Source organism: Mesorhizobium sp. M0207 (assembly GCF_040321995.1).
In the GTDB taxonomy this organism is placed as follows: domain Bacteria; phylum Pseudomonadota; class Alphaproteobacteria; order Rhizobiales; family Rhizobiaceae; genus Mesorhizobium.
Genome location: NZ_JAMYSQ010000004.1, coordinates 154,448 through 178,149 on the forward strand (window position 1 = coordinate 154,448; position 23,702 = coordinate 178,149).

Consider the following 23,702-nt stretch of genomic DNA (forward strand, 5'->3'; position numbering starts at 1 on the left):
CAGCTGAAAAGGAACGACGATGAAAGCGATCGAATTGCAGAGCCCGGGCGGCCTCAAGAGCCTCAGAATGGTCGAGCGGCCGATGCCTGAACCGGGGCGCCAGGAGATGATTGTGAAGGTCAAGGCGACGGCGCTGAACTACCGCGATGCCGAGATCGTCCGCGGCAGCTATCACACGAAGTTTGCATTGCCGCTGGTGCCGCTGTCGGACGGCGTCGGCGAAGTCGTTGCCATCGGCGCCGAGGTCAGCCGGTTCAAGATCGGCGACCGGGTCTGCGGCACGTTCTGGCAACGCTGGGTCGGCGGCAGTTTCGCGATGGCCGAGCCCTCCTATCAACGTGGCGGCCCGATCGACGGGCTGCTCAGCGAATTTGCCCGGCTCGACGAACAGGCGGCGGTGCTGGCGCCGGCCAATCTGAGCGACCTCGAGGCGGCGACGCTGCCATGCGCCGGCGTGACGGCATGGCACGCGCTGTTTACGGAAGGCAGCGTCAAACCCGGCGACACCGTGCTTTGCCTCGGCACCGGCGGCGTTTCGCTGTTTGCGGTGCAGTTCGCCGCCGCTGCCGGGGCGCGCGTCATCGTGACGTCGAGCAGCGATGAGAAGCTTGCGCGGGCAAAGCAACTTGGCGCGCAGGATGGCGTGAACTATCGCAGCGTCCCCGATTGGGCATCGGCCGTGCTGGGATTGACGGATGGCCGCGGCGCCGACCATATCATCGAGGTTGGCGGACCGCAGAGTTTTGCACAATCGCTGAGGGCAACGGCGCGCGGCGCCCAGATCAACGTCATCGGCTATCTCGGCGGCAGTGACGGCGCCATCAACCCGCTCGACATCTTCCGCCGGCAGGTCCGGGCGCGAGGCATACCGGTGGGCTCACGCGAATCCTTCGAGGCGATGAACCGAGCCATTGTCGTCAACCGGTTGAGACCGGTGATCGACCGGGTCGTGCCATGGAGCCGGGCCGCCGAAGCCTTTCGGTACCTTGAACACGGCTCGCCCTTCGGCAAGGTCGTGCTCGATCATACGCAATGAGCCCGCCTGACGAGCCCGGTGCGATGAGTCTCGAGACCGCGGTCAGGGCAGGCGGTTGGCCCGTTGCAGCGCCTGCTGCGTCTGGTCGTCGGTCAGGCCCTGCAGGAAATCGTCCATCTCTTGGTCGATGAGCCCGGCGCGGCGGGCGACAACATACCAGGCGCCAGCGAGGATCAGATCCGGGTCGGTGCCGATGCCGTTCATGTAGAGCTTGGCGAGACGGTTCTGGGCGGCGACATTGCCGCCCTCGGCGGCCTGCTTCATCCAGTTGAAGCCGGATTTCAGGTCGCGGGCGCCGCCGCGCCCCTCGATCATCCAGGTTGCGAGATCGATCTGTGCCGTGTCGTAGTTCTGCCGCGCGGCCTGTGCCAGCAGGCTGCGGGCGCGGACATCGTCGCGCGGCTTGCCGCCGGCGCCATTGGCGTAGACCTGTGCCATCGCATATTGTGCGTCGGCAAGCCCGGTCGCGGCAGCGCGCTCGTAATAGGATACGGCTTTGGCAATACCGGCATCGCCGGGCTCCTGTTCGACCATCAGCTGCGCAAAATTGAACTGCGCCAGGCGGTTGCCGGCCTCGGCGGCGGCCTGCATCAGCGCATAGGCCTCCTTCTCGTCCTTTTTGACGTAGCGGCCGTCGAGCAGCATCAGTGCATACTGGAATTGCGATTCCGGGACGCCCTGCTCGGCGGCAAGCGCATACCACTTCGCCGCCCCTGCCGCGTCGACCGGCACGCCGAGGCCGCGCGACAATATCTCGGCCACCAGCGTCTGTGCCGCCGGATCGCCGTTTTGAGCGCGCGAAAGCGCAAGGTTGTAGGCCGTCTTGTAGAGCCCGCGCTGAAAGGCGCCGTAGGCAGCATCGGACGGCTTTGCGCCGAAGCGGTCGGGGTTGATGGTGTCGGCCGACGGCAACGGGGCGGTGGTGGCGGGCTGCGGCAATTGTGCGGCGATCGGCTTGTCGGCAGGTTCGCTGGAATCCGGCCTGGGCTGCGGCAGCGGAACGGGTTCCGCCGCTATCGCCTGCGTCACGGCCGTTGCGAGAAAGGCGCTGAAAAGGATTTTCCGCGAGAGCACGTCAGTCCTCGAAGCGCGGCGCGGTTTCGTCGAGCAGCGCGTTGGCGGCGGCAACCGCCATCTTCGGATCGACGCCGTCGGCAAAAACGGCGCTGGACAGCGCCACGAATTCAGCGCCGGTGGCGGCGACCGCTTCCACCGAGGCAAGATCGGATCCGGCCATGACGATGCAGGGGATCTGGATGACGTCCGCCCACCATTGCCCGAGCGACAGGTTGCGCGGGTGCGGCTCAGGCTTGTTGTCGTAGCCGAAACGGCCGAAGAAAATGTAATCAGGCCTGACCTCGCCGAGTTCCAGCGCATCGTCGCGGGTCTTGGCGCCGCCGGTGCCGACCATCATCCTGGCCTGGAAATGTTCGATCGTATCGGCGAGCTCGTCCTTGCCGACCTCGACATGAATGCCGTCGGCCTGGACGCGGCCGGCGATGCGGGTGTCGCCGGCAATGATGACGGCAATGCCGGCCGCTTGCGCCACCGGCACGATCTGCTCGGCAAAGGCTTGGAAAGAGGCCTCGTCCATACCGTTTTCCGGCAGGATAAGCGAGGCGACGTCACCGCCGTCGAAGGCCGCGGCGATGCGCTCGGCCGGCACGTTCGGCGGCGCGATCAGCACGATACGGCAGCGGTTGGGCGGCGTTGCGTCATTCATTGGTGTTCGATCCCGGTTATCGCCTATGCCGGGCGAAGATGGTTGCATTGCGGCATAGAGCAAAGTGCGGGGATTGAACAGGCGGCAGGGGGATCACGATTGCCGTCAACGATTCCATAGGGCTCGGCGCATGACTGCCGTTGGCCGAAATTCTCCTCGCCTGGTCGCTTGCGGCCCTACGCAGGCACCTTCGATTTCCACAGCGACCAGCCGAGATTCATGCCGGCGGCGGCGACCAGGATGGCGGCGGCGCCGACGATCTGCGCCGGATGCAGCCGATGGCCGAAGGCGACGACATCGACGAGGATGGCGACGACGGGATAGATGAAGGACAGCGATCCCTGCAGATGCGTCGGCAGCTTCTGGATGGCGCCGTACATGAGGATGTACATCAGGCCGGTATGGACGATGCCGAGCGTCGCCAGCATGACCCAGCTTCGCGCATCGGCGGGAAGGTGGGTGAGATTGGCGAAGGGTGCCAGCATGAGAACGCCGACGCAGACCTGGATCAGGGCGATCAGGTGCGGCGGCGTGCCTTTGAGCTTCTTGGTGACGATAGCCGCAACGGCCCAGAAGAAAGCCGCGGCCAGCGCCATCGCAATGCCGGTAAAGTAATCCGTACCATGATCGCCTGCATCGGGCGCGGCTTGCACGATCAGCAGCATGCCGGCGAAGGCGATGCCGAGCCAGGTCAGCTTGGTCACCGTCAGCCGTTCGGAGAAGAAGAGCGCGCCAAAACCCACCAGCATGAAGGGCTGCGTGTTGTAAACGGCCGTGGCGATCGAGATCGACGCGCGGGAAAACGCGCTGAACAGCAACAGCCAGTTGATAACGATGGCAGCACCGCCAAGAGCCGCGATCGCGACGATGCGAAGCGACAGCCTGCCACGCAGCAGTCCCAGCGCCGCGCAGATGATCAGCAGCGTTACCGCCCCGAAAGCACAGCGCCAGAACACCACGTCCATGATGGGCTGGCCGGAAAGGACGACGAACCAGCCGATCGTGCCGAGGATCGCCATCGCCGCCGTCATTTCGATCGTGCCGCGTACCGTGTTGTCCATGGATGCTCCTGAAACCCGTTGAGATTTTATAATCCCACGGCGGATCGGGTATTTCCATGACTTGCAGCTGGTGATATGCAGGACGAACCTCATTTAATTAGGTAGACATCGGCTTTTTCTTGGAATTGTAAAATGCTGGACGAACTCGACAGAAAGCTCCTCGATATCCTGGTCAAGGATTCACGGACCTCGCTGAAGGAACTGGCGCTGCAGGTCGGGTTGTCGTCGCCAAGCGTTTCGGAGCGGCTTCGGCGGCTTGAGGATCGCGGCGTCATCCGCGCGTTCACCATTGACATCGATCCGCAGGCGCTCGGCTACGCCTTGCAGGCGATCGTTCGCATCCGGCCATTGCCGGGCAAGCTGCACATCGTCCAGAAGCTGATCGAGGAAATCCCGGAATTCGGCGAATGCGACAAGGTGACGGGCGATGACTGCTTCGTTGCCCGGCTGTTCGTCCGCTCGATCGGCGAGCTCGACGGGATTCTCGACCGCATTGCCGACAAGGCCGAAACCAGCACCGCCATCATCAAGGCGCAGCCGATCCGGAGACGCCCGCCGCCGCTCGACATGCCAAACATGTGACGGGTTTCGGTGGCGTGGCCCACATATTTGCGGTCGCGGTCTGGCCATTTCTGGTCTATTCCAGAGCTCAACTTTCCCTCCAGCGTCCCTTCCCCATGTCAGGCCTGCTCGTCGATCCCTGGTTCTATGCCGCGGCCATTCCGGCCGTCATCCTCGTCGGCCTGTCGAAAGGCGGCTTCGGCGGCGCCGTCGGCTTTGTCGGCGTGCCGTTGATGGCGCTGACCATGCCGCCGGTTCAGGCTGCCGCAATTCTTCTGCCAATTCTGTGCCTGATGGACATTGTCTCGGTATGGACGTGGTGGGGCATCTTCGACCGCAAGATGCTGGCCGACATGATGCCGGGCGCCGTGATCGGCATCGCCCTTGGCTGGCTGACGGCGGCACTTGTAACCGAAGAGATGGTGCGGCTGATCGTCGGCGCGGTTGCCCTGATCTTCGTGCTGCGCTGGCTCTATTTGCAACTCCGCCACGGTGCCGGCCACGCGGCGGAGCCCAACCGCGTCGCCGCCGGCTTCTGGGGTACTGTTGCCGGGTTCACCAGCTTCGTCGCCCATGTCGGCGGCCCGCCTTTTCAGGTCTATGCGCTGCCGATCAGGCTCGATCCGAAGGTGCTGTCGGGCACCGCGGCGATCTTCTTCGCCGTCACCAACGCGCTGAAGCTCATCCCTTATTTCGCGCTCGGCCAGTTCGACACCACCAATTTGACCGCGTCGGCGGTGCTGATGCCGCTGGCGCCGCTGTCGACCATCGCCGGCGCCTGGCTGGTGCGGCGGATGCGGCCGGAGCTGTTCTATCCCTTCACCTATGCGACCGTGGCGGTCGTCGCGGTCAAGCTTCTGTGGGACGGCATCGCCGGCCTCCTGTAAGACGGCGGCCCCATTCGGCCGCCGCCGGATTCCTTACACCTCAGGCGGCACTCGGCAGCAGCTGCCGCGTCCTGCCAAGCGCCAGGGCAATGCCGGTTGCGAGTACGAGCGCCATGCAGCCCAGAATGGTGATGTCGTGCAGCGTCGGCTTCAGCACCATGTCCGCGATGATCACCAGCATCACCGAATAGTCGAAGCGCGCGGCGCTGAGGACGCGCTGGCCCTGGGCAAGCACTGCCGGCGTCACGCCATCCTTGGCGATCATGCCTGCCATGCGGTCGGCAGTCGGCTTGAAGATGAACATGCCGATGCAGAAGGTCGTCGCATAACCGGCAAGGCCGATCAGCACCCACAGATCGGAAAAGCCGACCCAGAAGCCGCACATGATGAGGCCGAAAAGCAATGTCAGCATCGACATCGGCGCGAAGAACCGGTTGCCGAGCTCGCCGGTGGCGCGCATCGCCTGCAGCATGCCTTCGACGTTCCCGGCGCGGTCGGCGCGTACCGCGAGCAGCATCAGCGTGAAGCCGCCGCCGACCCAGAGGATCGCCGAGACGATATGCAGAAATTTAACGGCCGAGTACCAGTCCATTATTCGCTCCTTGAGAGATTTGATGATTTGCCGGAGCGCAAGGTTTGCTCCGCCTCGTTGCGAGGAGCGGGCGTTTACCGCGGCGCCTGTTTCGGAACGATGTCGCGCGGCGAGCGGATCTGTTTCGGTATGTCGGTCACGATCTGGAGGAAACATGGCGCAAGCGCGTCGCCCCGACTTTCCAGCCGGTGGTGTGAACGGGTGCCGTGGCCGGTCAGCTGTGCTGTTACGGCACAGATGCTGGGCGCTTGATCAAAAAATATGCCCTGCGTTAAGGCTTCGTTAAGCTTTACAGGCGTTTACTATGTCCATCCAGTGATCTGGATTCTTACCGAGTGGTTGGAGCCACTTTGTTTGACGCCTCCCTGTTAAACTCCTGAGAGCCGCCTTATCCGCGGCTCTTTTTTTGTCCGCCGGCATGGGCGTCCTTCCGGCTAAATGCGGCCGTTAACCGTTTGTTAAACATGTGCTTGCCTTCGCTGGCAGCGAAGCGCATTTTCAAGCTTCAGTCGTTTAGGCTGCCGGATATGGCGGCCAAGAGCCGAATCGGCCGGCTGTCAGGCAAGTGCAGGGGCGTAGCGATGAACGAGCCTTCGAAGGCGAGCGCGAAAACCATCAAGCTGGCGGAGCGCCGGGTTTTCTCCCAATCCTTCAAGCCGCTCTATCAGGAAGGCATGGGCCTGGTCGAGCAGGCGGCCGAATATCTCGACGGCAAGGGCCGCGCCGAGGCCAAGAAGCTGTCGAGGCTGGCGGCGACGCTTTATGCGGCCGAATCGATGCGACTGACCACCAGGCTGATGCAGGTCGCCTCGTGGCTGCTTTTGCAGCGGGCGGCGAATTCCGGCGAGATGACCCGCGATCAGGTGGCCTCAGAAAAATCCAAGGTGCGTCTCGATACCGCCTCCGCGCATGAGGAGGCGCCCGGCTGGGCCGAGCTGCCGACGGATTTCATCGACCTCGTCAACCGCTCGCTGCGGCTGCAGGCGCTGGTGCGCCGCATGGACGAGGAGATCTATGGCGGCCTCGCCGAGGTGCCGCCGTCGAGCCGTCGCCTCAATCCGGTCTCCGACCAGATCACGCTGCTCAACACGGCTTTCGCCCGCGGCTGAGAGACCGTTTCATAATTCTACTCCGGCGGCCATCTAGACTAACCGCGAAGGGATGGGCCCGCGATCATCAGGCGGGGAGAATCACGCAGCAGCAGGCGCGATCCGACCTCCACGATAGACCTGATCGCTGGGAGCAGCTCCTGCCCCAATGACGTCAGCTCATACTCCACGGTCGGCGGCGATGTCGGCATCACGTGGCGTGCGAGGACGCCACGCTCCTCGAGATCGCGCAACCTGCCGGTCAGCACCTTCGCCGAAATGGCTGGGATATCGCGGCGCAATTCGGAGAACCGGCGCGGGCCGTCGCTCAAGGACCAGAGCACCTCGGGTGTCCAGCACCCGCCAAGCAGCGCCATGCACCTCGACATGGGGCAGCCGGGAAGCGCCTTCACCTTCGTTCGCATCCTGAGGACCATGGCGCATCTTCCATGAGAGTTTCCAGTTGGTTACCGGAAAATGATGGTAACTACAAGATACGTGGTTTCCGATGGTAATGAGAGCCGCTATCTGAGGCTCTCAATCCATCCAACCACGAAATGGACAGAACGATGTACGCAATAACTGGAGCAACAGGACAGCTTGGCCGTCTCGTGATCGACGCGCTGCTGAAGACAGTTCCGGCCAGCCGGATCGTTGCGGCGGTTCGTGATCCGGCAAAGGCCAGCGATCTTGTCCAACGCGGCGTAGTCGTGCGGGAGGCGGACTATGATCGTCCCGACACGCTCCCGATGGCGCTGGCCGGCGTCGATAGACTGCTGCTGATTTCCTCGACCGAAGTCAGCGGCCGCTTGCCGCAGCATCGGTCAGTGATCAAGGCCGCCCAACGGGTGGGGGTTTCGCTGATCGCTTACACAAGCATGCTGCATGCGGACACGTCTCCCGCGAGGCTCGCGGTCGAACATCGGCAGACGGAGGAGGTCATCGCGGCCTCCGGCCTACCCGCCGTCATCCTGCGCAACGGCTGGTACACCGAGAACCATCTGATGGCGCTCCCGGCGGCTCTGGAGCACGGCGCCTTCATCGGCGCCGCAAATGAGGGGCGCTTCTCGTCCGCGGCGCGGCAGGATTATGCCGAGGCCGCGGCCGTGGTGCTGACAAGCGAGGATCAAGCAGGGAGGATTTACGAGCTCGCGGCGGACCAAGCCTTCACGCTCGCCGAGCTTGCGGCGAAGGTCTCGCGGCAATCGGGCAAGGCGATCGCCTACAACGATCTTGCCGGGGTGGCCTATGAGGGCGTGTTGACAGGCGCCGGGCTGCCCGCCGATCTCGCCGCTATCCTGGCCGATGCCGACATTGCAGCCTCACGCGGAGCGTTGTTCGATGACGGCGGCGCCATGAGCCGGCTGATCGGTCGACCGACAACGCCACTGGAGAGCGTCGTTGCGGCAGCATTGCGCGGTTGAAACCGAGATGGCTGTCACATCCGCCAAAGGATCAGAGGACCGTCTGTCGCTCGCGCCAACAGTTATTCAAACGACTAGGCTAGCGCCGCTTTCTGCGCTTCCGGTGCTCGCGTACTTATGTACGCTCCGCTCCGGTTCTCGAAAACCAAGCCATCTGTCTCGCCAGAGCGACTCTCAAACATTCTCTAAACAGACTCGGCTTGCTGTTTCTGGTTTGTTCACATTTCGCTGGCATCGCTGTCCCCCGAAGGTAGACTTGACGGATGGGGGAAGCGATTCGCATCATCGGCATCGATCCGGGGCTGAGGCGCACCGGCTGGGGCATCGTCGAGAGCCTCGGCAATTCGCTGCGCTTCGTCGCTTCCGGCACGGTGCGGTCCGACGACAAGGCCGCCCTGGCGGTGCGTCTTTGCCAGTTGCATGACGGGCTCGCCGAGGTCCTGCATGCCGCGATGCCGCAGGAGGCGGCGGTCGAGCAAACCTTCGTCAACAAGGATGCCGCGGCGACGCTCAAGCTCGGCCAGGCGCGCGGCATCGCGATGCTGGTGCCGGCGCGCGCCGGCCTTGTCGTTGCCGAATATGCGCCAAACGCCGTCAAGAAGGCGGTGATCGGTGTCGGCCATGGCGACAAGAAGCAGATCCACATGATGGTCAAGGTGCTGATGCCGAAGGCGACTTTCGACAGCGATGATGCCGCCGATGCGCTGGCCATCGCCATCTGTCACGCGCATCACCGGCAGAGCATCGCCTACAGGATGGCGGCGCTTGCCGGATAAGTTTGTTCTTGACTTGTTCTCCGGTTGGCAATAAGTAATACCAACGAGGTATTACCATGCGCGTTACCACCAAGGGCCAAGTGACCATCCCGAAGGAAATACGGGATCATCTGGGTATCGGCCCGGGCTCGGAGGTGGAGTTCGTCCCCACCGAGGACGGGGCTCGTGTCATAGCCGTCGACGAAAACATGTCGGAGGAGGAAGCCTCGCGCAGATTCAGCCAGATGCTCGGCCGTATGGCCGGTACGCTGGATCTGGGGGGCATGACGACGGACGAATATATGGAATGGCTGAGGGGCCCGCGTGAAGATCTCGACATTGATTGACACAAATGTCCTGATCGACGTTTGGGGTCCTGCCGGACGGGAGACGAAATGGTCGGCATCCGCGATTGCCGCATGCCGGCGCGACGGCGCACTCGTAATCAATGCAATCGTCTGGTCCGAGCTCGCGCCGTTGATTGCGACCGAACAGGCCCTTCGCCAAGCAGTCGACATGCTCAAGATGGATCGCGAATTCCTGCCGTGGGAAGCAGCCTTCCTCGCCGGTGTAACGCACTCGCGCTATCGCCGCGCCGGCGGCCTCAGCGAACGAACGCTGCCGGATTTCTTTATTGGAGCCCATGCGGTTGTCGCCGGGCATCGCCTGCTGACGCGCGATGCCGCGCGCTATCGCAGCTATTTCCCGGACCTCGATATCATCTCTCCGGAAACCCACCCGGCATGATCGGCACGCTCAAATGATCGGCAAGCTAAAAGGCACGCTGGACGAGATCGACGAGGATTTCTGCATCGTCGACGTACATGGCGTCGGCTACATTGCCTATTGCTCGGCGCGCACGCTGGCGGCATTGCCGCCGCCCGGCGAGGCGGTGGTGCTGTTCATCGAGACCTATGTGCGCGAGGACATGCTGCGGCTCTATGGGTTCCAGTCGGTGCTGGAGCGCGAATGGTTCCGGCTGTTGATGAACAATGTGCAAGGCGTCGGCGCCAAGGTGGCGCTGGCCATCCTGTCGACGCTGGCGCCGGCCGACCTCGCCAATGCGATTGCGCTGCGCGATATCGCCATGGTCAGCCGTGCTCCCGGCGTCGGCAAGAAGGTGGCCGAGCGCATCGTCACCGAATTGAAGAACAAGGCGCCGGCCTATGCGGGCACTGCCTCCGGCACCATCGGCCTGAAGCAGGAGCTCGGCGAGGGCGTCGCCTCGGCGCCGATCACCGACGCCGTCTCGGCGCTGGTCAATCTCGGCTATTCGCGCGACACCGCGGCCAATGCGGTGGCGGCAGCGCTGAAGACGGCAGGCGAGGAGGCGGACGCCTCGAAGCTGATCCGCTTCGGGCTGAAGGAGCTGGCACGGTGAGACGTTGCTTGTCCGGTCCCTTGCCATATGCAAGGAAGGCGGCATGAGCCTTTCGCCACGCCTCATTGCTCCCGACAGACGCGGCGAGGACGCCGAGCAGACCTTGCGGCCGCAGACGCTTGGCGACTTTGTCGGCCAGGCGGCGGTGCGGGCCAATCTCAAAGTCTTCATCGAAGCCGCCAAGGGGCGCAGCGAAGCGCTCGACCATGTGCTGTTCGTTGGCCCGCCTGGCCTCGGCAAAACGACGCTGGCGCAGATCATGGCGCGCGAGCTTGGCGTCAATTTCCGCTCGACCTCGGGTCCGGTCATCGCCAAGGCCGGTGATCTCGCGGCGCTGCTCACCAACCTCGAAGACCGCGACGTGCTGTTCATCGACGAGATCCACCGGCTCAACCCGGCGGTCGAGGAAATCCTCTATCCGGCGATGGAGGATTTCCAGCTCGACCTGATCATCGGCGAGGGGCCGGCGGCGCGCTCGGTCAAGATCGACCTTGCCCGCTTCACGCTTGTCGCCGCCACCACCCGGCTCGGCCTGTTGACCAACCCGCTGCGCGACCGCTTCGGCATTCCGGTGCGGCTCAATTTCTACTCGGTCGAGGAACTCGAGCAGATCGTGCGGCGCGGCGCCCGCATCCTTGCCATGCCGCTCGGCGACGACGGTGCTTTGGAGATCGCCCGGCGGGCGCGCGGCACGCCGCGCATCGCCGGCCGGCTGTTGCGCCGGGTGCGCGACTTCGCCAGCGTTGCCGGCGACGGCCATGTCGACCGCAAGATCGCCGACGAGGCGCTGACGCGGCTGGAGGTCGACGGGCTCGGCCTCGACGCGCTCGACCGCCGTTATCTGTCGATGATCGCCCGGAATTTCGGCGGCGGGCCGGTCGGCATCGAGACCATCGCGGCCGGGCTTTCCGAGCCACGCGATGCCATCGAGGACATCATCGAACCCTTTCTGATCCAGCAAGGCTTCATCATGCGTACCCCGCGCGGCCGCGTGCTGGCGGCCAATGCCTGGCGGCATCTCGGCCTCGACGCGCCAAAGGACCTGGCGCAGCAGCAGATCAGCCTGTTCCAGGAAGAACCCTAGGTTCCGCTGCTTATGGCTTCGGTGCTGGCAGTCCCCGGCCCAGCCCTCCAGGTCTTGATCATCGCCGGTCTATGCGCAAAACAGGTGTTGCTTGAAACAGGGCCTGTCGGGCCAAAAGGACAGCGCAATGGACGATCACGGTGAATCGGCATTGTCCGCCGGACTTTCCGGCGCGCTGACGGAATTCGGCCATCGACTGATGGCGCGGGTCTATTATGCCGACACCGATTTTTCCGGCGTCGTCTACCACGCGCGCTATCTCGAATTCTTCGAGCGCGGCCGGTCCGACTATCTGCGGCTGGCTGGCGTCCACCACACCGAGCTTGCCGACGGCAAGCATGGCGAGAAAATAGTCTGGGTGGTGCGGCGCATGGAGATCGACTTCCGCGGTTCGGCCCGCATGGATGACATCCTGACCATCGATACGCGCACCGACGAGATTTCCGGCGCGCGCATCGTCATGGCGCAGCAATTGAAGCGCGGCAGCGAAGTGCTGGTCGAGGCGCGGGTCGAAGCGGCGATCGTCGGCGAGAACGGCCGGCCGCGGCGCTTTCCCAAGGATTGGGTGGCAGCCTTCATGCCCGGAACGCGCAAATAAGAGTTCAGAGGCGGAAGATCCGGAGCTCCCGGTCGAGGCGAGGATCGCCGGGCTGGTCGTCGGGGCGCGGCAATGCGCCGCGCTGTACGTCCTAACCCATCCTTAACCATAACGGTCCATGAAGGGATTGGTTAAGATTGGAAGAATCCAAGCGCCTTCCTTTCACCAATATTTGCCCCGAAAAGGCCGCCAACGGTGCATTTGGGGTTATTCCGCAAGCTTAACGCGAACGGACCACAAGGGATGCCCATGGGCCAGCCGCCAGCCACGCCCCGAAAATCTTTAAGGACGTAACATGGAAAACATCGCTCTCGCCGAACCGGGCGCGCATTTATCGATTTGGGCCTTGTTCATGCAGGCCGGTTGGGTGGTCAAGCTGGTCATGATCGGGCTGCTTGGTGCCTCGATCTGGACCTGGGCGATCATCGTCGACAAGCTCGTCGCCTATGCCCGCATGCGGCTGGCGCTCAACCGCTTCGAACAGGTGTTCTGGTCGGGGCAGTCGCTGGAAGAGCTTTACCGCACGCTCGCCGACCGCAAGACGACCGGCATGAGCGCGATCTTCGTCGCCGCCATGCGCGAATGGAAGAAGAGCTTCGAGAAGGGCGCAAAATCGCCGCTCGGCCTGCAGACCCGCATCGACAAGGCTATGGATCTGGCGCTGACCCGCGAGATGGAAAAGCTGGAAGGGCGGCTCGGCTTCCTCGCCACCACCGGCTCGGCGGCGCCCTTCATCGGCCTGTTCGGCACCGTGATCGGCATCATGACCTCGTTCCAGGCGATCGCCGCTTCGAAGAACACCAGCCTGTCGGTGGTCGCGCCCGGCATCGCCGAAGCGCTGCTGGCGACGGCCATCGGCCTGCTCGCCGCCATCCCGGCCGTCATCGCCTATAACAAGCTGTCGTCCGACGCGAGCAAGATCGCGGTGCGCATGGAAGGGTTCGCGGATGAGTTCTCCGCCATACTCTCGCGCCAAATCGATGAAAAAGTCGCGCAGAAGGCCTGAGGGACGATCATGGGAATGTCCGTAAGCGCAGGTGGCGGAGGACGCGGCGGGCGCGGCCACAGGCGGCGCGGCCGCCATCACGCCTTGATATCGGAGATCAACGTCACGCCGATGGTCGACGTGATGCTGGTGCTGCTGATCATCTTCATGGTCGCGGCGCCGTTGCTGACGGTCGGCGTGCCGATCGACCTGCCGGATACCCAGGCCAAAGCGATGAACGCCGATACGCAGCCTATAACCGTGTCCATCAACTCGGCCGGTCAGATCTACCTCCAGGAAACCGAGATCCCGATCGAGGAGCTGGTGGCAAAGCTGCAGGCGATCTCGAAGACCGGCTATGACGAGCGCATTTTCATCAGGGGTGACAAGTCCACCGACTATGGCACTGCCATGAAGGTGATGGCCCGCATCTCGGCTGCTGGCTACAAGAATATCGGCCTGGTTTCACTGCAGGAACAGGATCAGTAGACGCAAGATGAGGACCGGCCTCACCACATCGGTGATCTTGCATACGGTGGCGATCGCCTTCGGGCTGTTCACGTTGTCCTCGCCGCCCGCGATGCCTGCGTCCGATGCGGAATCGGTGTCGGTCGAGATCGTGCCGATGGAAGCGACGGCACAGGTCCTGCAAGGCGACAAGAAAGCTGTAATGCACGACAAGCCGGCGCCGGTACCGACGCAGCGTCCCGACATCGTTCCCGATGCCCAGAAAGTCGGCGATAACAGCGTCGACACCGACAAGCCGCCGACACCTGAGCCCAAGCCCCAGCCAGTCGACATGACGGCGGCTCCGCCACCCGCGCCGACGCCGGTCGAAAAGCCCAAGCCCGAGGACGTGCCGAAGCCGAAGGAAGAGCCGAAGCCTATTCCTGCTACGGAGGTGGCGCCGGTGCCGCAGCCGAAGGAAGAGGTCAAGCCCGAACCTGTCAAGCAGACCGAGCCCAAGCCGACGCCGGCCAAGGAGCCGACGCCCACGCCGCCGCAGGACAAGACTGCCGCGATCGATCCGCAGCCCGAGGTCAAGCCGGATGCCGTCGCCGAGGCGATTGCCAAGCAACCGCCAACCGAGGAGGCGCAGCTTCCCGACTCGGCGCCGGCACCCGAGGCTCGGCCAAAGCCGCAGCCGGCCCAGGCCGAGAGCGCGAAGGCACCGGAGCGCAAGGACGCCGACAAGCCGGTCAAGGAAGCCTCATCCAGGCCGAAATCGGACGACAAGCAATTCAACGCCGACGAGATTTCGGCTCTGCTTGACAAGCGGAAGCCGTCCGGCGGCGGCGCCAAGCGCTCGACCCAGCAGGCATCGCTCGGCGGCGAGAAGGATCAGGGCCAGAAGCTTTCGAAATCGGAGCAGGGGGCATTGGAGGCCCAGCTTGGTGGTTGCTGGACGCTTCCGGCAGGGCTCGAGGGTTCGGAGAATTTCGTCGTCGTGGTCCGGTTTAATCTGGACGCCTCCGGCAAGCTGGATGGCCGGCCGAGCGTTGAAAAGTCGAGCGGAAACCGCCCGTTTGACGAAAGTGCAGTGCGCGCGGTTCAGAAATGCGATGTGGCCGGCTTGCAGGTTCCGGCGGGCAAGCAAGACATCTGGTCCGACGTTCGGGTCACTTTTGACCCCAGGGAGATGCTCGGTCTTTAGGCCTGGCGCTCACAGAATCAGCGAAAGAAGCGAGAAGACATGAAATCCATCCTCAAGCCGCTCCTGACGATTGCAGCGATGGCGCTGGGTATGACCGTTGCTGTCACCCTGCCGGCGCGGGCGCTCGTTGAGCTCAACGTCAATAAGGGCAATGTCGAGCCGTTGCCGATCGCCATCACGGACTTCCAGGGCGGCGATGCGCTCGGCGCCGAGATTTCTGGCATCGTCAGTGCCGACCTGAAACGCTCCGGCCTGTTCGCGCCGATCGACAAAAGCGCTTTCATCGAAAAGATCTCGAACCCGGATGCCACGCCGCGCTTCGAAGACTGGAAGGTGATCAATGCGCAGGCGCTGGTCACCGGCAGTGTCGGCAAGGAGGCTGACGGCCGCATTCGCGCCCAGTATCGGTTGTGGGACACGTTTGCCGGCCAGCAGATGTCGGGCGAGCAGTTCTTCGCCAACGACGCCAATACCAGGCGCGTCGCCCATATCATCGCCGATGCGATCTACGAGCGGCTGACCGGCGAGAAGGGCTATTTCGACACGCGCGTCGTCTTCATCGACGAGTCCGGTGCCAAGAATGCGCGCAAGAAGCGGCTAGCCATCATGGACCAGGACGGCGCCAACGTCCGCTATCTCTCGAACGGCAAATCGATCGTGCTGACGCCGCGCTTCTCGCCGAACCGGCAGGAAATCACCTACATGTCCTATGAAAGCGGTCAGCCGCGGGTGTACCTGCTGCAGATCGAGACGGGGCAGCGCGAGCTGGTCGGCAATTTCCCCGGCATGACGTTTGCGCCGCGCTTTTCGCCGGACGGCCAGAAGGTGATCATGAGCCTGCTGCGCGATGACGGCAATTCCAACATCTTCGCCATGGATCTGAGAAGCCGCTCGACGACCAGGCTCACCAATTCGACCGCCATCGACACCTCACCGTCCTACTCGCCTGACGGCAGCAAGGTGGTGTTCACCTCGGATCGCGGCGGCCGCGCGCAGATCTATGTGATGGGCGCCGACGGCTCGGGCCAGACCCGCATCTCGTTTGGCGACGGCGTCTATTCGACGCCGGTGTGGTCGCCGCGCGGCGATCTCATCGCCTTCACCAAGCAGACCGGCGGCGAATTCCAGATCGGCGTCATGCGCACCGACGGTTCGGGTGAGCGCATCCTGTCCACCGGCTTTCAGCAGGAAGGGCCGACCTGGGCGCCCAACGGCCGGGTGCTGATGTTCTTCCGCGATTCCAATGGTGGACCAAAACTTGTTTCGGTCGATCTCACCGGCCGCAACGAACAGTCGATCCCGACGGCGAACTTCGCCTCGGATCCGGCCTGGTCGCCGCTGCTGGAGTGATGGAAGAAGAACTGAGGAATTGAAGAACTGACGAGTTGACGAGTTGAAGAACTGAAGAATGGAGAAGGCAGGGGTCTACATCGAGCACGCGAGGGATTTAGAAGTCTATAAGCGTGCCTATGCGGTTTCCCTTGGGGTACACAGAGCCACCCTTGCTTTTCCGAAAATGGAGCAATACGCGCTCGCCGATCAACTACGTCGTTCCAGCAAGGCGATCTGCGCCAATTTCGCCGAAGGCTTTGCTAAACAGACTCACTCCAAGCCCGAATTCGCACGCTTCATTTCGATGGCCATAGGATCATACAGTGAGGTGGAGACCTGGATTTCGTATGCGTTCGACCTCGAGTACATCACACAGGCGCAACGCGACGATTGGTTGCAATCCTATGCCCGTATCTACGGAATGCTGGTCAATCTCAGAGAGAAGCTGAGGTGATCTCTTTGCTCAATTCCTCAATTCCTCAATTCCTCGGTTCTTCAGTTCCTCAATTCCCTCTTTTTCATGTTTTAGCCGCATTTCCGCCTACGGTCCGCGCTCATTGTCGCCCCTCGGCAGAACGGTTGCGGACGGCAGCCGAAAACCAAATTTTAACCGTGTTTCTTGAGCGCCGGTTAACCCAAACGTGGTTACTGGACGATCAATGAAATCACTCGAATTGCGAAGGAGAGGCGGCATGGGCCGTATCGCAGCACTTACCACAAACCCGGTCATGATCGCGCTGGTCGCGATGCTCGCGATCACCGGTTGCGCCTCGAAGAAGACGCCGAACAGCGCCGCCGATCTCGGCCTCAACGGCGCCGGCGCGGCAACGCCCGGATCGGCCCAGGACTTTACCGTCAACATCGGCGACCGCATCTTCTTCGACACCGATTCGTCCTCGATCCGCGCCGATGCGCAGACGACGCTGTCGCGCCAGGCGCAGTGGCTGAACCAGTACAAGCAGTATGCCATCGTCATCGAAGGCCATGCCGACGAGCGCGGCACGCGCGAATATAATCTGGCGCTCGGCGCCCGCCGTGCTGCCGCCACACGCGACTTCCTGGTCGCCAAGGGCGTTTCGGCGCAGCGCCTGAAGACCATTTCCTACGGCAAGGAGCGTCCGGTCGCGGTTTGCGACGACATCTCCTGCTGGTCGCAGAACCGCCGCGCCGTAACCACACTGGGCGGCGCCGGTTCTTGATCGGCATAAATGCAACACCTGGTGCGAAAGGCGGCCAAAAGGCCGCCTTTTTCATATCTGCCCGCTCCAAACAAAATTTGGCCGAAGTCTCACGTCCTGTTAAGAGCCGAGGGCGCCTGGCCACTTCGGTTGGAAAGGGCGCGCAACAGGCTAACGGTTTCACGGCGAGAGGCACATGCATTTCAGATCGGTCTTGAGCGGCACGCTTGCGCTGCTGCTCGTATCAAGTATCGCGGCACTTGCTGACGGGGCAAACGGCACCGGGCAGTCATCGGAAAGCGGTTTTTCCTTCCACCTGCCGACGATCAAACTGCCCGGCATTTTCGGCGAAAAGAAAAAGCCGGATCAGGTTCAATTCGCGCAACAGGATGGTACCGGCACTCCGGCGCTGGAGGAACAGCTCCGGCAGATGAATGGCAAGATCGAGGAACTCAATTTCCAGGTCCTGCAGATGCAGGAGCAGATCCGCAAGCAGCAGGAAGACAACGAATTCCGCTTCCAGCAGCTGGAAGGCGGTCCGCAAGGCGCGCAGCAGCCGGCGGAGCAGAAGAAGTCCGAGGCCGCGCCCAGCAGCGACAGCCCCAATGGCGACGGTAACGTGGCGGAGGCGCCGGCAACGCCGGCTCCAGCCGCTGCGGACGCGCCGCCAGCAGGCGATAAGAGCGTCGAGGACGTCATCGTCGAATCGCCCAACGGCGATCCCGGCAAGCTGATCCCCGGCGCGCCGCCCAAGACGTTCGGCACCATCACCGTCGACAAAAACGGCAATGTCGTCGAAGCCGATGGCAATGCGCAAGCGAATGCGCCGCGGCAGAATACGGCCCCAGCCAACGGCGCCAGCGCAGCCGGCAACAAGGCCGGTAAATCCGATGATACGGTGGTCGCGGCACTCCCGTCGACCAACGATCCGGAAGAGCTTTACCGCAATTCTTACCAGTTCATCCTGTCGGGCGACTACAGCACCGCCGAACAGGGCTTCCGCGACCATATCGCCCGTTTTCCCAAGGACGCCAAAGCAGCGGACGCGCATTACTGGCTTGGTGAATCGCTGCTCGGCCAGCAGAAATACCGCGATGCGGCCGAGACTTTCCTCGCTGCCAGCAAGGACTATCCCAAGGCCAAGAAGGCGCCAGACATGCTGCTGAAGCTCGGCGTTTCACTGGTCGGGCTGAAGCAGCGCGACGTGGCCTGTGCCACTTTCAGCGAGATCGGCAAGCGCTACCCCGATATTTCCGGCGCGCTCAAGGAGCGGGTCAAGCAGGAAAGGGCACTCGCGGCGTGCTAGTTTTTCCGTTGCGTGTCGTTGCCGCAAAACCGGGCCCACGCTTGGGCGACATGCATGACGCTCGACAGCGAGCCTGACCTTTCGGATTTTTCGCGGATCGACTTTTCCAACGGCGCTGTTGCGGCCGTGTCCGGCGGCAGCGACTCGACCGCCCTTCTCCTCCTCCTCAAAGCCCATCTCGATCGTAACGCCCCGGCAACGAAATTGCTGGCGGTAACGATCGATCATCAATTGCGGCCGCAAGCGGCAGCGGAAGCGCAAGCCGTGGCCAGGCTGTGCGCGGCGCGCGGCATTGCCCATCGCATCCTCGCCTGGTCGGGGCACAAACCATCGACCGGCCTGCCCGCCGCCGCGCGCGAGGCGCGCTACCGGCTGCTCGCCGAGGCCGCCGAAGCGGCAGGCATCGGCCTGATCCTGACCGGCCACACCGCCGACGACCAGGCCGAGACCGTGCTGATGAGGCAAGCACGTGACGACGGGCCAGGTGAGGAGAGGCCGCGCGAGGAAGGGCGGGGCCTTGCCGGCATGGCGCCGGCAACCCTCTACGAGTGGCGGCACTGGATCGTGCGGCCGCTGCTCGGCGTAAGGCGTGCTGAGCTGCGCGAATTCCTGCGGCGTGAACAGGTTGTCTGGATCGAAGATCCGACCAATGCCGACACCGCTTTCGAGCGGCCGCGCGTCCGCGCAGCACTTGTTGAAGGCGACGATGCGCCTCGCATGGCTGAAGCTATGGCGCTGGCCAGAAAGGCGGCGGTCGAGCGTGAGCAGCTGGGACATCGCGCGGCCATGCTGATCCGCAGCTTGGCCTCCAGGCCGGCCGCCGGCCTCGTCCGGCTCGATCGGGATTTTGCGACGGCCGCCGACAGCCGGTCGGCCATTTATGCGCTGCGCATCCTGCTGGCGGCGACCGGCGGCACCGCCTTCCTTCCCGACCAGGCCCGCAGCGAAGCCCTTTTCGGCCGGTTCCGCACCGGGCCGCTTTGTGCCACATTGTCGCGGACCGTGGTCGATGCCCGGCGTACCGGCATCTTTCTGCACCGCGAATTGCGCGATCTGCCGCCCGCTGTTGCGGTTTCCGGCAATGCCCTGTGGGACGGCCGCAGACGGATCACATTGGGCGACAGCCCAGGTGCATTGTTGATCGCGCCGCTGTTGGTAGCACCGCTCGGGGCGGCTCTTGCCGCAAAGCGGGCAATTGAAGGGCATGGCACGCCGGCAAGCCTTGTGCGTGCCGCCTTGGCCGCCGAGCCGGCGCTCTGGCGGGACGGCGAATGCCTCGGTTTGCTCGGGGAAGGCCGGGGTTTGCCCGGGGAAGGCCCGATGCAGGCGGCTGTCGCCGCATATCCGGCAGTCGCGCCCTTCGCCCGTTTCCTGCCGTCCTTCGATCTGGCGCCGGCCGATGCCGTCGCCGCGTTGCTTGGCGCGGCGCCCGTTCCAGCCGTGCCGTTCGGCGGCCACAATGCCGGCCTACCACGGGCGAAAGCTTAACCGAGACCTGCTGTTATGCTTGGCAATGGGAGACGCTCTCCCTATGTTAGGGCCAAGTTTCCTCTCACGACGCGTGTCCGCCCAGCGGGCGCCAACGGGACAATTGATGAATCCGAATTATCGCAACCTCGCGCTCTGGGCGATCATAGCGGTCCTGCTCATCGCTCTCTTCAATCTTTTCCAGACGCCGCAGACGCGTGGAGCCTCGAGCGATGTTCCCTATTCGCAGTTCCTGCAGGAAGTCGCGGCGGGACGGATCAAGTCGGTGACCATCGCCGGCGCCCGTATCTCCGGCAATTACACGGACAGTTCCAACGGCTTCCAGACCTATTCGCCTGGGGACCCGTCACTGGTTTCGCGGCTGCAGGACAAGAACGTCACCATCAATGCGCGTCCTGAATCCGACGGCTCCAATTCGCTGTTCGGCACCCTGATCTCCTGGCTGCCGATGATCCTCATCCTCGGCGTCTGGATATTCTTCATGCGCCAGATGCAGTCCGGTTCCGGCCGCGCCATGGGCTTCGGCAAGTCGAAGGCCAAGCTTTTGACCGAAGCACATGGCCGCGTCACCTTCCAGGACGTCGCCGGCGTCGACGAAGCCAAGGAAGATCTGGAAGAGATCGTCGAGTTCCTGCGCGACCCGCAGAAATTCCAGCGGCTGGGCGGCAAGATCCCGCGCGGTGTGCTGCTCGTCGGTCCTCCTGGAACCGGCAAGACGCTGCTCGCCCGCTCGGTCGCGGGTGAAGCCAACGTGCCGTTCTTCACCATTTCGGGCTCGGACTTCGTCGAGATGTTCGTCGGCGTCGGCGCAAGCCGCGTTCGCGACATGTTCGACCAGGCCAAGAAGAACGCGCCTTGCATCATCTTCATCGACGAAATCGACGCGGTCGGCCGCCATCGCGGCGCCGGCCTGGGCGGCGGCAATGATGAACGCGAGCAGACGCTGAACCAGTTGCTGGTCGAGATGGATGGCTTCGAATCCAACGAAAGCATCATCCTGATCGCCGCCACCAACCGGCCAGACGTGCTCGATCCGGCGCTGCTGAGGCCGGGCCGCTTCGACCGCCAGGTGGTGGTGCCGAACCCCGACATCGTCGGCCGCGAGAAGATCCTGAAAGTGCATGTGCGCAACGTGCCGCTGGCGCCCAATGTCGACCTCAAGGTGATCGCGCGCGGCACGCCGGGCTTTTCCGGCGCCGATCTGATGAACCTGGTCAACGAATCCGCCCTGATGGCGGCGCGGCGCAACAAGCGCCTCGTCACCATGGCCGAATTCGAGGACGCCAAGGACAAGATCATGATGGGCGCCGAGCGCCGCTCGTCGGCGATGACACAGGCCGAGAAGGAGCTGACCGCCTATCACGAGGCTGGTCATGCCATCCTGGCGCTCAACGTGCCGTCGGCCGATCCGCTGCACAAGGCGACCATCATTCCGCGCGGCCGGGCACTCGGCATGGTCATGCAGCTGCCGGAAGGCGACCGCTATTCGATGAGCTACAAATACATGATCTCGCGCCTCGCCATCATGATGGGCGGCCGTGTCGCCGAGGAGTTCAAGTTCGGCAAGGAGAACATCACCTCCGGCGCCTCCTCCGATATCGAGCAGGCGACCAAGCTGGCGCGTGCCATGGTGACGCGCTGGGGCTTCTCCGACAAGCTCGGCCATGTCGCCTATGGCGACAACCAGGAGGAGGTGTTCCTCGGCCATTCGGTGGCGCGCACGCAGAACATCTCGGAAGAGACGGCGCAAATCATCGACGCCGAAGTGCGCCGGCTGATCGACGAGGCCTATTCGACGGCAAGGTCCATCCTGACCAAGAAAAAGAAGGAATGGATCGCGCTGGCGCAGGGCCTGCTCGAATACGAGACGCTGTCCGGCGAGGAGATCAAGCAGCTGATCGCCGGCAATAAGCCCGCGCGCGACCTTGGCGACGACACGCCGCCGAGCCGCGGCTCGGCCGTGCCGAAGTCCGGCCGCCGCAAGAAAGGCCCCGAGCCCGAAGGCGGCATGGAACCTCAGCCGTCAAGCTAGGCTCCGGCCCGGCACAGATCGACTTCGAAACGCCGCGGCTCTAACCGCGGCGTTTTCTCTTGGGGAATGCGACGCTTCCTGCATCGCAGGAAATTGGCGAAAGTGACGATGACGGCCAATCTCCCGCCTCGCGGGGGAGATGTCCGGCAGGACAGAGAGAGGCGCGAAGGAATGGGGCCTTCTATCGGCCTCGTTGACGATTTCGGGAAGATCGACAAGGCGCGCCGGAGAATGAAGCTCGCATTTTTTGCCGGCGGCGCCACGTTTTGTTCTTGCTTTGTGCCGGCAGCTATGCTACTAATTTAGGTATGGTGCCAATTGGCGCTGACGACCCGCCCGCCGAGGCGGGTTTTTTATTTCAGGCTCCTTTTCGACCGAGCGTCGCGCGTGCTGGCGACCATCGATGTCGGCGGGACAGTCCCCTGGACAGTGCCCCTCTGTCCTGCCGGACATCTCCCCCACGAGGGGCAGATTGGCAGCGGCGCCGCTTGCGCGCGGATGGCGCTCCTCGCAAGTGTTCGGCAGCAACAAAAAAGCCCGCGAACCTTGCGGCTCGCGGGCTCATGTCGTCGGATGGTGGCGCCGGTCAGCTCTTCAGCTTGGCGTTGCAGAGGCTGTAGAAGCCGCCGCCTTTCTGGATCCACCTGAGGCCGCCCAGCGTGTTGGCGTCCTTGTTGGCGTAGTAGAGGTCGAGACAGGTGTGCATGCGGCCCTTGGCCGGGGTCTCGGTTGCATACTTCTTGGAGATCGCCGTCGGGAATTTCACGCCCTGGGGGGCGGTGATGGTCGGCGGTTGCGGATCGCCGGTGTATTTGGCATCGGGAGCCGGCAGGGTGTCGTCGTCGGCTGCGCCGGCGCCGCATTGGCTCTTGCGGAAGTCGTTCCACTTCATGCCGTTCAGCGTGTTGCCGGCCTTGGCAGCCTGATATTTGGCGCTGCAATCCGCCATGCTGACGCCTTTGCCGGTATCGGTCGCGGCGGCTGTCGTCGCCTTGGCAGGTGCCGCGGCGGGTTGTGCGGCTGCACTTGCGCCGGCGGCGCATTCACTCTTGCGGAAGTCGTTCCACTTCATGCCGTTGAGCGTGCCGGCAGCCTTGGCGGCCTGGTATTTGGTGCTGCATTCCTTGGCCGTCAGCCCAGGCGCTGCGTCATCGCTGCTGGCCGCCGCTGCTTTGGTCTTGGCGGCGGGTTGTGCGGCTGCCGTCGCGCCGGCGGCGCACTGGGTCTTGCGGAAATCGTTCCACTTCATGCCGTTGAGCGTGCCGGCAGCCTTGGCGGCCTGGTATTTGGTGCTGCACTCCTTCGCCGTCAGGCCCGGCGCCGCATCGTCGGCGGCGGCTGCCTTGGTCGTGTCGGCAGCCTTGGCCGTGGCTTTGGCTGGCGCAGGTTCGGTTGTAGCGGCGGAAGCATCGGTGCCGCATTGGGCCTTGCGGAACTGGTTCCAGTTCTGCCCGCCAAGCGTTCCCGCGTCCTTGGCCGTGTTATACTTGGTGCTGCACTCGGCCATGGTCAGCGCGCTGGCAGGCGCCGCCAGGAA

At 63.6% G+C, this 23,702-nt stretch carries 26 protein-coding genes; 20 read left to right on the forward strand and 6 right to left on the reverse strand.

What is annotated here, in order from left to right; genetic code table 11:
* Positions 1–19: 19 nt before the first annotated feature.
* On the forward strand, positions 20–1,036 hold the full coding sequence (locus NKJ15_RS08860) for a zinc-dependent alcohol dehydrogenase family protein (RefSeq protein WP_352768359.1): 1,017 nt from the start codon (positions 20–22) through the stop codon (positions 1,034–1,036).
* Between the two features lie 42 nt (positions 1,037–1,078).
* Here NKJ15_RS08860 and NKJ15_RS08865 read toward each other — a convergent pair whose 3' ends face one another.
* The 3 genes from NKJ15_RS08865 to NKJ15_RS08875 form a co-directional block, all read right to left on the reverse strand.
* Positions 1,079–2,110 (reverse strand): tetratricopeptide repeat protein, encoded by a 1,032-nt coding sequence (locus NKJ15_RS08865; RefSeq protein WP_352814895.1) that lies wholly within the window; start codon positions 2,108–2,110, stop codon positions 1,079–1,081.
* Position 2,111: 1 nt separating this feature from the next.
* On the reverse strand, positions 2,112–2,759 hold the full coding sequence (locus tag NKJ15_RS08870) for a thiamine phosphate synthase (protein WP_352814897.1): 648 nt from the start codon (positions 2,757–2,759) through the stop codon (positions 2,112–2,114).
* Between the two features lie 176 nt (positions 2,760–2,935).
* A complete protein-coding gene (locus NKJ15_RS08875; RefSeq protein ID WP_352540309.1) occupies positions 2,936–3,820 on the reverse strand; it encodes a DMT family transporter in 885 nt (294 codons plus the stop codon).
* 132 nt (positions 3,821–3,952) lie between these two features.
* Between NKJ15_RS08875 and NKJ15_RS08880 the strand changes: the two genes are divergently transcribed.
* Both NKJ15_RS08880 and NKJ15_RS08885 read left to right on the forward strand, forming a co-directional pair.
* Positions 3,953–4,402: an Lrp/AsnC family transcriptional regulator gene (locus NKJ15_RS08880; protein ID WP_023678010.1), complete on the forward strand. Its 450-nt coding sequence runs from the start codon at positions 3,953–3,955 to the stop codon at positions 4,400–4,402.
* 95 nt (positions 4,403–4,497) lie between these two features.
* Positions 4,498–5,268: a sulfite exporter TauE/SafE family protein gene (locus NKJ15_RS08885; RefSeq protein ID WP_352450835.1), complete on the forward strand. Its 771-nt coding sequence runs from the start codon at positions 4,498–4,500 to the stop codon at positions 5,266–5,268.
* Between the two features lie 40 nt (positions 5,269–5,308).
* On the opposite strand, the gene NKJ15_RS08890 is transcribed toward NKJ15_RS08885, so the two are convergent.
* Positions 5,309–5,860 (reverse strand): DUF2269 family protein, encoded by a 552-nt coding sequence (locus tag NKJ15_RS08890; protein ID WP_352454903.1) that lies wholly within the window; start codon positions 5,858–5,860, stop codon positions 5,309–5,311.
* Positions 5,861–6,441: 581 nt separating this feature from the next.
* On the opposite strand from NKJ15_RS08890, the gene rcdA reads away from it, so the two are divergent.
* A complete protein-coding gene (rcdA, locus tag NKJ15_RS08895; protein ID WP_023678007.1) occupies positions 6,442–6,969 on the forward strand; it encodes a protease adaptor protein RcdA in 528 nt (175 codons plus the stop codon).
* Between the two features lie 38 nt (positions 6,970–7,007).
* On the opposite strand, the gene NKJ15_RS08900 is transcribed toward rcdA, so the two are convergent.
* Positions 7,008–7,325, reverse strand: coding sequence for a winged helix-turn-helix transcriptional regulator (locus NKJ15_RS08900; protein ID WP_352540307.1), 318 nt, complete (start codon positions 7,323–7,325; stop codon positions 7,008–7,010).
* 192 nt (positions 7,326–7,517) lie between these two features.
* Here NKJ15_RS08900 and NKJ15_RS08905 point away from each other — a divergent pair, with 192 nt between their 5' ends.
* From NKJ15_RS08905 to ftsH, 16 genes are all read left to right on the forward strand, one after another.
* Complete coding sequence (locus tag NKJ15_RS08905) at positions 7,518–8,372, forward strand: SDR family oxidoreductase (protein WP_352814899.1); 855 nt, start codon at positions 7,518–7,520, stop codon at positions 8,370–8,372.
* A 263-nt stretch (positions 8,373–8,635) separates the two neighbouring features.
* A complete protein-coding gene (ruvC, locus tag NKJ15_RS08910) occupies positions 8,636–9,148 on the forward strand; it encodes a crossover junction endodeoxyribonuclease RuvC (protein ID WP_352767615.1) in 513 nt (170 codons plus the stop codon).
* A gap of 56 nt (positions 9,149–9,204) precedes the next feature.
* Positions 9,205–9,474 carry an AbrB/MazE/SpoVT family DNA-binding domain-containing protein gene (locus NKJ15_RS08915; RefSeq protein ID WP_352767617.1) on the forward strand — a complete coding sequence of 90 codons (270 nt, stop codon included), beginning with the start codon at positions 9,205–9,207 and terminating at the stop codon, positions 9,472–9,474.
* Positions 9,452–9,874 (forward strand): type II toxin-antitoxin system VapC family toxin, encoded by a 423-nt coding sequence (locus NKJ15_RS08920; RefSeq protein WP_352814902.1) that lies wholly within the window; start codon positions 9,452–9,454, stop codon positions 9,872–9,874. The genes NKJ15_RS08915 and NKJ15_RS08920 overlap by 23 nt, the downstream gene beginning before the upstream one ends.
* A gap of 13 nt (positions 9,875–9,887) precedes the next feature.
* Positions 9,888–10,508, forward strand: coding sequence for a Holliday junction branch migration protein RuvA (gene ruvA / locus NKJ15_RS08925; RefSeq protein ID WP_352814904.1), 621 nt, complete (start codon positions 9,888–9,890; stop codon positions 10,506–10,508).
* Between the two features lie 43 nt (positions 10,509–10,551).
* The gene (ruvB, locus tag NKJ15_RS08930; protein ID WP_352454896.1) at positions 10,552–11,592 is read left to right on the forward strand and encodes a Holliday junction branch migration DNA helicase RuvB; all 1,041 of its coding nucleotides are present in this window, start codon (positions 10,552–10,554) and stop codon (positions 11,590–11,592) included.
* Positions 11,593–11,719: 127 nt separating this feature from the next.
* Positions 11,720–12,190 carry a tol-pal system-associated acyl-CoA thioesterase gene (ybgC, locus tag NKJ15_RS08935; RefSeq protein ID WP_352540302.1) on the forward strand — a complete coding sequence of 157 codons (471 nt, stop codon included), beginning with the start codon at positions 11,720–11,722 and terminating at the stop codon, positions 12,188–12,190.
* A 295-nt stretch (positions 12,191–12,485) separates the two neighbouring features.
* Complete coding sequence (gene tolQ, locus NKJ15_RS08940; protein ID WP_023677997.1) at positions 12,486–13,196, forward strand: protein TolQ; 711 nt, start codon at positions 12,486–12,488, stop codon at positions 13,194–13,196.
* A gap of 9 nt (positions 13,197–13,205) precedes the next feature.
* Positions 13,206–13,664: a protein TolR gene (tolR, locus tag NKJ15_RS08945; RefSeq protein WP_352522864.1), complete on the forward strand. Its 459-nt coding sequence runs from the start codon at positions 13,206–13,208 to the stop codon at positions 13,662–13,664.
* 7 nt (positions 13,665–13,671) lie between these two features.
* Positions 13,672–14,829, forward strand: a complete 1,158-nt coding sequence (gene tolA / locus NKJ15_RS08950; RefSeq protein WP_352768348.1) for a cell envelope integrity protein TolA — start codon at positions 13,672–13,674, stop codon at positions 14,827–14,829.
* A 78-nt stretch (positions 14,830–14,907) separates the two neighbouring features.
* Positions 14,908–16,179, forward strand: coding sequence for a Tol-Pal system beta propeller repeat protein TolB (gene tolB, locus NKJ15_RS08955; protein ID WP_245274748.1), 1,272 nt, complete (start codon positions 14,908–14,910; stop codon positions 16,177–16,179).
* 58 nt (positions 16,180–16,237) lie between these two features.
* Entirely contained in the window at positions 16,238–16,615 is a 378-nt protein-coding gene (locus tag NKJ15_RS08960) for a four helix bundle protein (protein ID WP_352814906.1), read from the forward strand.
* 238 nt (positions 16,616–16,853) lie between these two features.
* A complete protein-coding gene (pal, locus tag NKJ15_RS08965; protein WP_023677992.1) occupies positions 16,854–17,360 on the forward strand; it encodes a peptidoglycan-associated lipoprotein Pal in 507 nt (168 codons plus the stop codon).
* Positions 17,361–17,535: 175 nt separating this feature from the next.
* Entirely contained in the window at positions 17,536–18,645 is a 1,110-nt protein-coding gene (gene ybgF, locus NKJ15_RS08970; protein WP_352540300.1) for a tol-pal system protein YbgF, read from the forward strand.
* A gap of 54 nt (positions 18,646–18,699) precedes the next feature.
* The gene (gene tilS, locus NKJ15_RS08975) at positions 18,700–20,133 is read left to right on the forward strand and encodes a tRNA lysidine(34) synthetase TilS (RefSeq protein ID WP_352683364.1); all 1,434 of its coding nucleotides are present in this window, start codon (positions 18,700–18,702) and stop codon (positions 20,131–20,133) included.
* A gap of 106 nt (positions 20,134–20,239) precedes the next feature.
* Complete coding sequence (gene ftsH, locus NKJ15_RS08980) at positions 20,240–22,165, forward strand: ATP-dependent zinc metalloprotease FtsH (protein ID WP_023677989.1); 1,926 nt, start codon at positions 20,240–20,242, stop codon at positions 22,163–22,165.
* 586 nt (positions 22,166–22,751) lie between these two features.
* On the opposite strand, the gene NKJ15_RS08985 is transcribed toward ftsH, so the two are convergent.
* Positions 22,752–23,414 (reverse strand): hypothetical protein, encoded by a 663-nt coding sequence (locus tag NKJ15_RS08985; RefSeq protein ID WP_502893708.1) that lies wholly within the window; start codon positions 23,412–23,414, stop codon positions 22,752–22,754.
* Positions 23,415–23,702: the final 288 nt, after the last annotated feature.